This is a genomic window from Chitinophaga sp. G7 BAM 1005, from assembly GCF_057126945.1.
The window spans coordinates 3,561,484-3,575,117 of sequence record NZ_CP181478.1 but is presented as its reverse complement, the minus strand read 5'-3'; the positions used below and the strand labels follow the sequence as shown (position 1 = coordinate 3,575,117).

Sequence of the window (13,634 nt, the reverse complement as noted above, 5' to 3'; positions counted from 1 at the left end):
TTTTTCCGAGTAAATGGGGTGAATTTTCACAAATCAGGGGTTTCTGCAAACTCGGAAGGTGTTTTACCAAACTGTTTCTTGAACTCCCGGCTGAAATATTTCCGGTCGTTGTACCCCACCATATACGCCACCTGGTAAATGGTATGCTCACGGGTACGTATAAGGGACGCGGCTTTTTTCAGTCGCAGCGATTTTACAAAGTCGTTCACCGACATATTGGTGACGGCCTTCAGTTTCTTATAAAGCACAGGCTGGCTCATGGCTACCTTACGGGCCAGCATATCCACGCCAAAGTCGGGGTTGTCCATATGTTCTTCCACCAGCGCGATCACTTTTTCGAGGAAGGCATTATCCAGGCTGCTGGGTAAAGCATCCGGTGTTATTGTTTCCGTTTGCAGCTGGCGGCTGTAGCGTTCGCGCATTTTTTCGCGGGAGGCGATCAGGTTGCGGACGTTGAGCGCCAGTACCCGGGTACTGAAAGGTTTGGTGAGATAGAGGTCTGCCCCGGTTTCAAGGCCGCTTACATGATCGGCCTGCGAGCTTTTGGCGGTAAGCAGTACTACGGGAATATGACTGGTACGTTCATCTGTTTTAAGTGCCTGGCAAAGCTGAAGGCCATCCATTTCGGGCATCATCACGTCGCTGATCACGATGTCGGGGATTTGCGCGGTGGCGGCTGCCAATCCATCTGCCCCGTTCACGCTTTCCAGTACGAGGTATTGGTCGCGGAAGGTTTGGCCGATGAGGGTACGCAGTTCCGGGTTGTCTTCCACAATATGAATAGTAAAAGGTTGCGGCGTAGCTGGAATAATAATATCCGGGGTTTCCGGTGCGGGCGTCGCTTTAACCGGTGCAGCGGGCATTGCAGGCATGCCGCCAACGGTGTGTTGGGTGCCTTCAAAATGTTTGGAGCCGGTAGGCAGGGAAACGGTAAAACAGGTACGTCCCTCTTTTTCCGGGGTGGAAGGTTCGCTTTCCACGGTGAGGGTTCCTTTATGCTGCTCCACAATATTTTTGGACAACGCCAGCCCGATACCGTACCCGGTGTTTTGTAAACCGTGATCCTGTACCTGGAAGAAGTTGGTGAACAGTTTGTCGAGGTATTCAGGTGCAATACCACGGCCATTGTCGGTGACAGTGATCACCGTGTTTTGCCGTGAATGTGCGATGTGCAACTGGATGCGGCCCCCGTCTGGTGTGAACTTGAAGGCGTTGCTGAGTAAATTGAAGAACACTTTCTCCAGCTGCTCCCGGTCGAAATAAACCCAGGCATGTTCCATATCATGCGCGAACACCATGCTGATGTTCCGGTCAAGCGAAAGCTCACGGAAGCTGGTGTAAATATGATCGAGGAACGGAATCAGGTCGAGTTCCTGTACATGCAGTTTAAGGTGATTGGTTTCTGCCTTGCGGAAATCCATCAACTCGTTCACAAGCTTCAGCAGCCGGTCGGCATTGTTCCGTAACTGCAGCAGGGTGGATTGCAGCGGATCATCTTTCTTCAGCATATCCATCATCTTTTCTACGGGTACCAGCAGGAAAGTAAGGTGGGTACGGATTTCATGGGAAACATGTGTGAAGAAGTTGAGTTTCACCTGGTGCAGTTCTTCTTCTTTGCGCAGCAGGGCCCACAGGAAAAAGAACCGGGTAACGAAGAAGAATAATAATATAAGCCCCAGTGCGTAAACGCCATATGCCCACCAGGTTCGCCAGAATGGTGGCAGGATAGTGATCTCCATCTTTGCCGGTTCGCTCCAGATGCCGTCGTTGTTGGCGCCCTTTACCCAAAAGGTATAGTGACCGGATGAGAGGTTGGTGTATGTCACCGCCGGGTTATCGGTTTCTATCCAGTCGCGGTCTGCGCCTTCAAGCCGGTAGGCGTAACGGTTTTTGCTGCTTTTTACGTAGTTGAGTAATGCAAATTCCAGCGTGAATACTTCCTGGTCGTGATGAAAACGTAATGCTTTGGTATAGCTGATGTCCTGTTCCAGCAGCCCGTTGTCCTGCGCGATGCCTACTGGCTTGTTGAACAGCCGCAGGCCGGTAAACCGGATAACGGAGGGATGCGGGTTGGTAATGATCTGGTTGGGGAAGAAGCTGGTGATGCCGTTATATCCGCCGAAGAGGAATTCGCCCTGGCTGTTCCGCAGAAAGGAGTTGTAGTTGAATACATTTCCTGCAAGACCATCACTTACAGTATAGGTCTGGAAAGAGTTGCGGGCAGGATCAAAACGTGCCAGGCCGTTATAGGTACTGATCCATAAATGATGCTGATCGTCTTCCAGTAAGCCAATTACATTGTCGTTCGGCAAACCATCTTTCTGAGTATAACGGGTTTGCTTTTTCAGTTCAGGATCATATCTGATCAGACCTCCAAAATACATGCTCACCCAGATATTGTGCTTTGAATCTTCCTGGATAGAGTTCACATAGCCTGGCTGAATGAGCCGCATGGTGTCTGCTTCAAATACATACAGGTTGCTGATGGAACCGATGAAGATACGGTGACGCGAATCTTCAATAATATACCGGATCGACTGGTGCGTAGCAATACCCGTTAAAATAGAATCGGCCCGTTTCTCCAGCTCATGGCCATCCCGGTGCAGCAGGTGCAGCAGGTTGTTGGTGCCCACCCAGAACCGTTTCCGGCTGTCTTCCAGTACGGCGGTTACTTCTCTCGAAAAAGTACCGGGATCTTTGGTATCGTAGAAGAAGCGTTTAAACCCTCCGTGTTGCAAGAGGTTTAATCCACCGCCATGTGTGGCCGCCCAGATGTTGTGGTCTTTATCTTCATACACTACTTTAACCAGGTTGGACCCGAGGCTGGCAGGATTATCTGCATCATGTTTATAGCTGGTAAAACGTTGGGTAGTGCGGTTATAATAATTCAGGCCACCGCCTTCTGTACCAATCCAGTAGTTGTGTTGTGTGTCTTCCAGCATGCTGCTGATCACATTGTTGCTGATACCATTGAGCGGGGGATGTTGCTGCCAGGCAGTAAAGGAGGTGCCATAAGGATGTACCATATTTACGCCGCCGAAGTAGGTGCCCATCCAGATCACGCCGTTGCTATCCTGGTACATGCTATGAATGGAATTCTGGCTAAGGCTGTTGTTGTTGCGTGGCTCCTGCCGGTAGTGCCGGCCGGTCATCTTAACCGGGTCAATGATGCTGAGCCCTTCCTGGGTACCTACCCACATGTTGCCGGCTTTATCGCGGAGTATCCTTCTTACTATATTATTAATGATGGCAGGTTGGGCCAGCAATGAAAAACGGCCGGTAGCAGGATCATAAATATTGATACCACCGGTTTGTGTGGCCACCCATAACCTGCCCAGCCCATCTTCGGTGATGGCGGTGATAAAATTCATAGCCAGACTGGAAGGGTTTCCATCTTCATGGCGGAATGTCTGGAAATCATGGCCGCTCATTTTTGTAAGGCCGTTGCTGGTACCGATCCAGATATTACCCTGCTTGTCTTCATACACACAACGCACTACATACCCCGCGATTTTACCGGGTATGAGAAATTCTTTCCGGCTGCCGTCCTGTAGATAAAGGCCGTTGTTGGCGCCTATCCAGCGGCGTCCTTTACTGTCTTCATAAATACAATTAATGTTTGTTTGCCGCCCCGGATCAAGGTCGATGCGCTGAAAACGGTCGTGTTCCGGATCATACTTAGCCAGTCCCGCGGAAGTACCTACCCAAAGTACATTTTTCCGGTCGCGGTACAGGCTCATGATCTGGTTGCCGGGGAGGGAAGTGGAATCGTTCGCCTGCTGGCGGTAAATTTTGAAACGGTATCCATCGTACCGGTTAAGGCCGTAATGCGTACCATACCAGATGAACCCCTGGGCATCCTGTACAACAGACAGCACGGCGTTGTGCGATAATCCATCTTCTACCGTAAGGTGATTGAATGTCACATCCTGCCCGCTGCTTTTTGTAAAAACAGCGAGGATCAGCAGGCATAAGAACGGGAAGCACCTCGAAATCATGCTCTAATATAAGAATTGTATTTCCGCAAACGGGTGTTTTTTATAAATATCATTCTTTTACTATTCTGATAATCAGCAGGTTGAAGGGGGATTTATAAAATTCACCCCAATCATTTATGATTGTCCCCCTGTGATCCGGACTGGTTACCACATATTTGTGCATCAACCGTTATTTCTGCTCAATTCCACAATTTATGAAAAAGACATGCCAATCAGCCAGCGAGGGAGGAGGGTGCAACTTCACCTTCCATTATTTTTTTACGGGAGTCATGTGGATCTTACTTTTTCCGCTTTTCCTTTTTGCACAACAGAAAAAAACAGTATCCGGTACAGTAAAGGCCAAAGATGGTACGCCATTGATTGGGGTAACTGTAATGGTAAAGAATGAAAAGACCGGCGCCCATACAGACGCAAACGGCCGTTTTACTATTTCCGCAGCGCCAGGCGCTACACTGGTGTTCTCTTTTATCGGCTTCGGTAAAGTGGAACAACCGGTAGATAACAGGACGGAATATAATATACGGATGAGTGAGCAGGCCGGCACGCTTAACGATGTGGTGGTAGTGGGATATGCTACCCAGCAACGTAAAGACCTCACCGGTGCAGTGGGCAGTGTGAACATGAAGGATTTTGAGAAGGCGCCGGTAAAGTCGTTCGATGAAGCGCTCGCAGGAAGGGTAGCCGGGGTAGCGGTAGCGAGCAACGACGGTCAGCCGGGCTCCATTTCCAATATCGTGATCCGCGGCGCAGGTTCCATCACACAAGATAACTCCCCGCTTTACGTGATCGATGGCTTCCCTACTGAAAGTTCCAATGCTAATGCGATCAGTCCGGGCGATATTGAGTCGATCGATGTTTTGAAAGACGCATCTGCCACCGCCATTTACGGCGCCCGCGGATCAAACGGAGTTATTCTCATTACCACTAAAAAAGGGAAGACCGGCGCGCCGCAGGTAACCTATAACGGGTATTACGGCTGGCAGCAGGTACCCAACAAAATCCCGTTAATGAACGCCTACGAGTTTGTACAATACGTGGGCGATGTGAACCCATCTATGTATGATTCCGTGTACCTGGCCGGCGGCGCCAAACTGGAGGATTACCGTAACAAGGAATCCATAGATATGCAGGACTTCGTGTACCGCGTAGGTCAGAACCAGAATCACGACATCGCCGTACGGGGAGGAAATGATAAAACGAGGTATGCTGTCTCCGGAAATTTTAATAACCAGAAAGGGATCATTATCAATGGTGGTTTTAAACGCTACCAGGGCAGGTTTTCACTGGATCAAACGGTGAGCAGCAAGTTGAAAGTAGGCATCAACGCCAATTATGCTTACAATGAAACTTACGGTATACCGGTTTCCGCTACCAACTTTTATGCGTCTGCCACCACGTTGTATTCCGTATGGGGTTTCCGGCCTACCACCAGTATTTATGGCCGCGACAGCGCCGTGAACCTCGTGGATGAATTTTATGATCCGGGCAATGAGCTGGCTAATAACCAGGACTACCGCGTGAACCCCTTGCAGAATATCCAGAACCAGTATACCATGAACAAGGTGAACAACCTGTTCGCCAACGCCTACGCAGAATACGCCATCACCAACGGGCTGACATTACGTATAGCCGGTGGTATCAATACGGTAAATACGGAGATCGATATTTTCAACAATTCCAAAACACAATCCGGCAGTAAGTGGAATTCCAATGGCGTGAATGGCAGCATAGAAACCAAGCCCACTTCGCTCTGGCGTTCGGAAAACTCGCTGACATACCGCAAAAGCTGGAACAAATTACACCACCTCACCGTGCTCGGCGTATTGGAAGCACAGGGGTACAAAAATTCACAGCGCAGGTTTTCGGCGAATCAAATCCCGAATGAAGATCTCGGTCTGGATGGAATTGATCTGGCAGCACCGGCCAATACCTCCCTGCTTTCGCTCAGCTCCGGTTGGACAATGGCCTCCGGCGCCGTGCGCGTGAACTATGATTACAATTCAAAATATCTTTTCTCCGCTTCCCTCCGTGCAGATGGATCTTCCAAATTCGCAGCCGGTAACAAATGGGGATACTTTCCTTCCGCCTCTGCGGCCTGGCGCTTCAGCAGCGAAGAGTTTATGAAAAATGTAGGTTTCATTTCCGATGCAAAGATCAGGTTGGGCTATGGCGCATCGGGAAATAACCGGGTAGGCGACTTTGCTTACCTGCCCCAGTTGCAGCTTACCAGTAACCAATACTGGTATTCCATTGGAAATGCGCCACTGGGCATCGGGTCGGTGATGGTATCTTCCGGTAATGCGAACCTGCGCTGGGAAACCAATGAACAAACCAATATTGGTTTGGATATGGCGTTCCTGAAAAACAGGCTCACACTCACCGTAGACGCCTATCTGCGCACCACGAAGGATCTGTTGCTGGATGCCGCATTGCCGTATGCACATGGTATAGAAAGCGGGAAGGGAGTCAAAAATGTGGGCCAGTTACAAAACAAAGGGCTGGAGATCACCATTGCAGGCGTAATTGCGGATACCAAACAGTTCAGCTGGAACAGCAGTTTTAACATCAGCTTTAATAGTAACAAAATACAATCACTGGCAGAAGGACAACAGTCTATTCTCATGGGCTCCGGTACTTTTTTCAATACTACCTACTCGGGTCTGTTCCCTTATATCTCCGTGATCGGAAGACCGCTGGGTGAGATGTATGGCCTCGTGTTCGACGGAGTGTACCAATACTCCGATTTCGATGTGATGCCCAACAACACCTACCTGCTGAAGCCGGATGTGCCCACCAATGGCGCGGCGCGTAACGCAATCCGCCCGGGCGACATTAAGTATAAAGACCTGAACGGCGACCTGCAGGTGAACAACCAGGATTACACGATCATTGGCAGCGGGTTACCAAAATATACCGGCGGTTTCAGCAACGATTTCCGCTACCGCAATTTTGATTTGAACGTACTGCTGCAATGGTCATATGGCAATGATATTATCAATGCCAACAGGTATGTGTTTGAAGGCGGTATTGTAAACAATCCGAACCTGAACCAGTTTGCCAGCTATGCCAAACGCTGGACGCCCACCAACCCAAGCAACACCATGTTCCGCGCAGGTGGTATGGGGAATGCGGCGTATTCATCCCGCGTAATTGAAGACGGCTCTTACCTGAAACTAAGAACGGTTTCGCTGGGATATAATATACCAGGCGAACTGTTGAAACGTGCGAAGATAAAGAATGTACGCATCTATGGCGCTGCACAGAACATTTATACATGGACGAAGTATTCCGGTATGGATCCCGAAGTGAGCGGCAGACCAGGTAATCTTACCCCTGGCTTCGACTATGCCGTTTACCCGCACTCATTGTCTTATGTGACCGGTTTAAATGTAACCTTCTAAAATGATGAACATGAAACGTATTTGCATCCTGGCATGTATAGTAATAGCAGGGCTTACATCCTGCAAAAAATTTCTGGATACACAACCAACAGATTTTTATACCACTACCAATTACTACGGAACAGAAACACAGCTTCAGCAGGCGTTGAACGGCGTGTACGGCGATCTGATGCGGCCCGAGTTGTACGCGCAGGTGATGGGCTTCAACTTTGTGTCCACCACAGATGAGGTGATGTCCAATCGTACGGCAGATGGCGATGCGCGCGGTCTCCGTTACAATTACGATGCATCCCTTGTACATATCGCCAACATCTGGCGCTATGCATATGTTGGCATCAACAATCTCAATACATTACTGGATAATATCGATAAGCCAACGATGGATGCATCCCGCAGGAATATTATCAAAGGACAGGCATTATTCCTTCGCGGGTTCCTGTATTTTATTCTTACCAGTAATTATGGAGATGTGCCTGTAGTACTTCACACACCCGCTATCAATGACGTAAACATTCCGCAGGTGAAGCAGGCAGACGTGTATGCGCAAATTGAAAAGGATATGAAAGAAGCAGAAGTGCTGCTGAAAGATTATACCGTTACCCAGGCGAAATTCAATGATGTAGTTACGCTCACCGCTGTGCAGGCTATGCTGGCGCGGGTGTATCTCTACTGGGCCGGTTATCCGCAAAACAACACGGCCAAATACCAGGAGGTGATCACTTACACTGATAAAGTAATTCTTTCCGGTCTTCATGCACTAAACCCCGATTACCGCCAGGTATTCATCAACCTGGCCACAGACCAGTATGATGTAAGAGAAAATATCTGGGAGCTGGGCTCCCTGGGCGCAGCCGCCGGGGTGGTAAACAAGTCAGGGAATGATATCGGCAACTTTGTGGGCATCCAGTCGGCACTTACTGCACTCGATTCTACTTCCTACAACTCCGCCGCATGGGTGTGGGCTACTAAGAAGTTATTTGACGCGTATGAAACAGATCCCGGCAGCACTGCCACGCCTAACAAAGCGTCGCTGGATATCCGCCGCGACTGGAACTGTGCCAACTATATTTACAGCGGAACAAATCCCCGCGTAAAAGCAGCCCGTCCGAATCCCTGGCAGATGTGTGCCGGTAAGTTCAGAAGGGAATATGTACCACAGGCAATCCGCAATACCAATGGCGTAGGCGGCACCTATAATATCAACTGGCCCATGATCCGCTATTCAGATGTATTGCTGATGCGCGCAGAAGCAGAGAACTACGTGAACGGCCCTACGAATGCATATAACTATGTGAACCAGGTGCGGAAACGAGGATACGGGCTGATGAATGGAAACGTAGTGAAATCCATTACAATGGTAACCTCCGGCGATGGCTATACGAAAGCGCCGGCAGTAACCATCACCGGCGGTGGTGGCAACGGCGCTACCGGAACAGCGATTATTACCAGTGGAAAAGTAACCGGTATTTACCTGAACAGTCCGGGTGCATTGAGATTAGGTTCCTACTATACTACTCCGCCTGTAGTAGTGATAGGCACCTTCTGGATGCCGGGCGCCAGTTATACAACAGGCGCACAGATCACCAATGGCGGTATCCTGTACACCGTAACAACGGCAGGCACTGCCACCAATACACCGCCCACCAATACCTCCGGCGCTTCCGACGCTGCGGTAACCGGCGCTGTATTCACGTATGCCGGCACAGCCGCAACGGCTACTGCCGCTATCACCATAGGAAATGAATCCGATCTTACGCCGGGGCTTAGCAAAGATGCGTTCCAACTCGCTATCCGCGATGAAAGAATGCGTGAGCTGTGTTTTGAAGCGGTGAGAAAAGCAGACCTGATCCGGTGGGGCAGTTTTGTAGCAGACATGCAAAACTTCTCATCATGGGCTACTTCCAATGGCGCGGGAGTTACTTCTACCGGTAATCCCAACGGATTGCAGGGCGTGCGCAATGTAAGCTCCAGGCATGTGATGTTGCCCAAACCAACTTATGAACTCAATCTTAACCGTTTACTGACACAAAACGAAGGCTGGTAATGCTAAAAAACATCCACATGAAAAAATCATTCATCATACTGTTGTCTTTCTTTGCGGTGGCCTGTTCTAAAAAGCTGGAAATAGATACGCCGGACTTCAACGTGGCCCTCGATCCCGCAAAGCTGGTGTCCGACACGTTCACGTACCGCCTGGGAGATACCACCCGCTTTAAGTTCAGCGGCAGCGCGGGCAATATCGCATTCTATTCCGGGGAACCCGGCAAGCGTTACGATGGCCGTACGTCCGCAAACAAACTGGGAAAGATCACACTGGGCTTTTCCTCAAAATCAGAATTTGGTACGCAAACAAATACCCTGCAGGTCCTGGCCACCAACAAACTGTCCGGCCTCGATTCTGCTGCTGTGGTAAATGCGGCATGGACAAATATCACCAGCCGCGGCACGGTGGCTACTAACGCAACGGTAGTGCCTTTTGGCGCCGCTGACCTGACAGACCTGGTAGCCAACGAAAACGATTCGCTCTTCATTGCTTTCAAATACAGCGGCGTAACAGGTTCCACACAACGTACCTGGACGATCACCGAATTTACCGTAAACAATGTACTGCCGGAGAAAACTGTTTTGCTAAGCTCATTCTCAACAGATGTAGCCTACTGGACCCGTTACGGCAATGTATGGAGCCCTACGAATGGCCGCTGGACAGCATCCGCCACGGATCTTAAAATCACCGGCGGCGGTGGCAGCGCGGCCACTAATACCAGTTGGGTCATTACCAAACCGCTATACGTGGGCCGCGTACCGGGCGATGTGAGCACCGGCATCAAGAGTATCAACGAACCGGATAAAGAAGAATATACTTTCGTTTATCCGTCGCCGGGAGTGTACAAAGCCACCTTCGTGGCATTTAACCACACACTGGATCAAGAAAAAAGTGTGATAAGGGAATTGATCATTAAAGTGATACCATAAGAATATGAAACCATTGCTTTATTTTATTTTAGCCGCCGGTCTGACTGCCTACACTGCAGGCGGGGAGAAGGATTTTATCAGCAGTAACGCAGGTTTTGCCAGGCAACAGCTTAAGCACATGCTGAAAGACACGGAATCCCGCGACAGCCTGGCTTTTCCCCGCACTATCAATAAGGAAGGGAAAATGATCACCACCACTATGTACGACTGGACACCCGGTTTTTTCCCCGGCTCGCTCTGGTATGCATATGAACAAACCAAAGATCCTGTGTTGCAGCAGGAAGCTGTTAAATGGACGGAGAAGCTGGAGCCGCTGAAAGATTTTACACAGCATCATGACCTCGGCTTCATGATGTATTGCAGCTATGGCAATGCTTACCGCCTTACGGGTAACAAAGCGTACCGCGATATCCTGATCCAGGGCGCCCGCTCGCTCAGCACACGTTTTAACCCGGTAACAAAAAGCATCAAATCCTGGAACGCTTTTAAATCGTGGCGTGGCCAGCAGCTCTACTATTATCCCGTGATCATCGACAACCTGATGAACCTGGAGCTGTTGTTTTTCGCATCTAAAGAAACCGGCGATACCAGCTTCCGCCACATCGCAGTGAGCCACGCGGAAACCGCCATGTACAACCAGGTACGCCCGGATTACAGCTCATACCACGTAGTGTGTTATGATACCACCAATGGTAAAGTGCTGGCCCGCGAAACCGCGCAGGGGTATGCTGATAATTCCACCTGGTCCCGCGGCCAGGCATGGGGTATCTATGGGTTTACGATGATCTATAGAGAAACACATGATCCGCGTTTCCTCAAAACTGCCGTTGGTATGGCCGACTGGTTCCTGGATAATAAAAATCTTCCGGAAGATAAAGTACCGTATTGGGATTTCAATATACAGGAGAAAGGATACATCCCCGGTGTACGCTCCAATGCCAATAAAGTAAAAACAAAGTACCGCGATGTTTCCGCCGCTGCTATTGTGGCGTCGGCATTGTTTGAGCTGAGTGGTTATGCCGGCAAAGAGAAAGGAACACAGTACCGCCAGGCAGCCATCACAATATTGCATTCGCTCGCAGGCAGCGCGTACAGGGCGCAGGAAGAAAAGAATGGTAATTTTATATTGATGCACAGTGTGGGAAGTATCCCGCACAATGCGGAGATTGATGTGCCGCTGGTGTATGCAGACTATTATTTTTTAGAAGCCCTACAACGCTATAAGGCTTCGCTGGATTGAGCAGGGGAGGCATCGCATAAAAAAGGACAGGCACCTGGTCATCCGGGTGCCTGTCTTTTTAGTGCTGTTTACTGCTGTCCTTTTACTACTTTTACGACAAGAGGGACAGGGTTTACTTACATGCCAGAACGATCACATACTGATAAGGAACTGCTACAATTAATCTCGGAAGGCAACGAAGCAGCCTTCCGCAGTTTTTTCCATGCCTGGCAGGGGCGGCTGTTTCATTATATCCGTACTATCATCAAATCTCCGCAGGTGGCGGAAGAAGTGGTCATGGACGTTCTCACCAAATGCTGGGTAGGCAGGGAATTGCTGCCCCGCATTGAACACATTGAGGCTTTCATGTTCCGTATCGCCTACCACCGCGCTATTGACTTCCTGCGCGCTGCCAGCCGAAACCCGCAACTGGTGGATCTCCTGTGGGAAGAGATCCAGATGGTGGATGCCACGGAGGCCGACAACCAGCTAATAGTGAAGGAATATGAGACAAAACTCCGGGAGGCAATTGGTTTGCTCAGTCCCCAGCGCCGGAAAGTGTACCAGCTAAGCCGGGAGGAAGGGCTTTCCCATAAAGAGATCGCCGGGCGATTGTCTCTTTCCAGGCACACTGTCAATAACCATATCACCGAAGCCCAACGGTTCATCCAGCAATACCTGGCCGATCATCTTAACCTGGTAACGGTATTTGCCCTCCTGTACGTTGTTTCAGAAAAAGTTTAATTTTTTTTTCAAATCGATTAGTTATTCCTCCTTTTCTCAGCGTCTAGCTTTTAAAGGCAGTTATTCCCTGCCATCCACGTATGAGTAAAACTGATAACAGACTACACCTTCTGTTCGAACGTTATGTTGCCAATACCTGCACGCGCGAGGAGCTGGAAGAGCTGTTGGAAGCCGTGAAGCAATGGCCGGCGGATGACGCCCTGCGCCTGGCAATGGAGCAGCATTGGCGCAACAGTCGTGATGCAGCAGGCATCCCGGATGCCGAAGCCAAACTGGAACATCTTCTCACCAACGCACGCCCACCGGCCAATCAACAGGAGCATGAAAGCCGCATTCCCGTTATCCCGGTACGCAGGGTATACCGCTGGCGTTACGCCGCCGCTGCCGTAGTAGCGATGGGACTAGGCGCTATGGGATACCTTTACCTGCAACGATCACCCACTCCTTCTGCCATAGTTCATCACAACATATTAAAACAGGATGTGCCACCCGGAGGCAACAAAGCTATGCTCACCCTGGCGGATGGTTCCACCGTGGCGCTGGACAGCGCCTCCGGTCGCGTGATGCAACAGGGTAATACCTCCATCCATTTGCAGAACGGCCGCCTGCAATATGATGTAAACGGCGCAAGCGCCGCTGCGGCCCTTAATACCCTGGCCACACCCCGTGGCGGACAATACCAGCTGGTGCTGCCGGACGGCTCCAAAGTATGGCTGAATGCGGCTTCCAGGCTGAAATATCCCACGGCGTTTATAGGAAAGGAGAGAGTGGTGGAACTGGAAGGACAAGGATATTTCGAGATCGCAAAGAAGGCAGGACAACCGTTCAAAGTGCGCGTTCGCAACCTCGAAGTGCTGGCACTGGGCACCAGCTTCGACATCATGGCCTATGATGATGAGCGCACCATGAACGCCACCCTGCTGGACGGCGCCGTAAAAGTAAGTATGAACAAGGAAACAACGCTTTTGCAACCCGGGCAACAGGCCGCAATTGTACGCGGCGCTGACGCCATCGCCGTCAACGAGGTGAACACGGACCATGTGGTTGCCTGGAAAAACGGCTACTTCTCCTTTGTGAACGCGGATATCCACACTATCATGCGACAGCTTTCCCGTTGGTACGACGTGGAAGTAAGCTATGCAGACGGCATGCCGCAGGGACTCTTCTCCGGGGAAATCGGGAAAGGCCTCACCCTGGCGCAGGCGCTGCAAACACTGGAGCAGGCAAGGGTGCATTTTAAAATAGAGCACGACAGGCATATCGTCATACTGCCGGAATAAATAAGTAAATAAACGTATC

At 50.2% G+C, this 13,634-nt stretch carries 7 protein-coding genes; 6 read left to right on the top strand and 1 reads right to left on the bottom strand.

The features are described from left to right. Positions 1–26: 26 nt before the first annotated feature. Positions 27–3,998, bottom strand: coding sequence for a two-component regulator propeller domain-containing protein (locus ACMXI2_RS14185; RefSeq protein ID WP_483782217.1), 3,972 nt, complete (start codon positions 3,996–3,998; stop codon positions 27–29). A 194-nt stretch (positions 3,999–4,192) separates the two neighbouring features. On the opposite strand from ACMXI2_RS14185, the gene ACMXI2_RS14180 reads away from it, so the two are divergent. The 6 genes from ACMXI2_RS14180 to ACMXI2_RS14155 all read left to right on the top strand — a co-directional run bounded on the left by ACMXI2_RS14180 (position 4,193) and on the right by ACMXI2_RS14155 (position 13,615). After that, entirely contained in the window at positions 4,193–7,399 is a 3,207-nt protein-coding gene (locus ACMXI2_RS14180; RefSeq protein WP_483782216.1) for a SusC/RagA family TonB-linked outer membrane protein, read from the top strand. Positions 7,400–7,409: 10 nt separating this feature from the next. Further along, positions 7,410–9,443, top strand: coding sequence for a RagB/SusD family nutrient uptake outer membrane protein (locus tag ACMXI2_RS14175; protein WP_483782215.1), 2,034 nt, complete (start codon positions 7,410–7,412; stop codon positions 9,441–9,443). A gap of 17 nt (positions 9,444–9,460) precedes the next feature. Then, positions 9,461–10,372, top strand: a complete 912-nt coding sequence (locus tag ACMXI2_RS14170) for a DUF5017 domain-containing protein (protein ID WP_483782214.1) — start codon at positions 9,461–9,463, stop codon at positions 10,370–10,372. Between the two features lie 4 nt (positions 10,373–10,376). Then, entirely contained in the window at positions 10,377–11,612 is a 1,236-nt protein-coding gene (locus ACMXI2_RS14165) for a glycoside hydrolase family 88 protein (RefSeq protein WP_483782213.1), read from the top strand. A gap of 120 nt (positions 11,613–11,732) precedes the next feature. Further along, the gene (locus tag ACMXI2_RS14160) at positions 11,733–12,335 is read left to right on the top strand and encodes an RNA polymerase sigma-70 factor (protein ID WP_483782212.1); all 603 of its coding nucleotides are present in this window, start codon (positions 11,733–11,735) and stop codon (positions 12,333–12,335) included. An 80-nt stretch (positions 12,336–12,415) separates the two neighbouring features. Then, positions 12,416–13,615 carry a FecR family protein gene (locus ACMXI2_RS14155; RefSeq protein ID WP_483782211.1) on the top strand — a complete coding sequence of 400 codons (1,200 nt, stop codon included), beginning with the start codon at positions 12,416–12,418 and terminating at the stop codon, positions 13,613–13,615. The last annotated feature ends 19 nt before the right edge of the window (positions 13,616–13,634 follow it).

Bases quoted from the DNA above. Each gene is read 5' to 3' on its own strand.
- ACMXI2_RS14185 (WP_483782217.1), bottom strand. From the start codon at position 3,998: ATGATTTCGAGGTGCTTCCCGTTCTTATGCCTGCTGATCCTCGCTGTT.
- ACMXI2_RS14180 (WP_483782216.1), top strand. From the start codon at position 4,193: ATGAAAAAGACATGCCAATCAGCCAGCGAGGGAGGAGGGTGCAACTTC.
- ACMXI2_RS14175 (WP_483782215.1), top strand. From the start codon at position 7,410: ATGAAACGTATTTGCATCCTGGCATGTATAGTAATAGCAGGGCTTACA.
- ACMXI2_RS14170 (WP_483782214.1), top strand. From the start codon at position 9,461: ATGAAAAAATCATTCATCATACTGTTGTCTTTCTTTGCGGTGGCCTGT.
- ACMXI2_RS14165 (WP_483782213.1), top strand. From the start codon at position 10,377: ATGAAACCATTGCTTTATTTTATTTTAGCCGCCGGTCTGACTGCCTAC.
- ACMXI2_RS14160 (WP_483782212.1), top strand. From the start codon at position 11,733: ATGCCAGAACGATCACATACTGATAAGGAACTGCTACAATTAATCTCG.
- ACMXI2_RS14155 (WP_483782211.1), top strand. From the start codon at position 12,416: ATGAGTAAAACTGATAACAGACTACACCTTCTGTTCGAACGTTATGTT.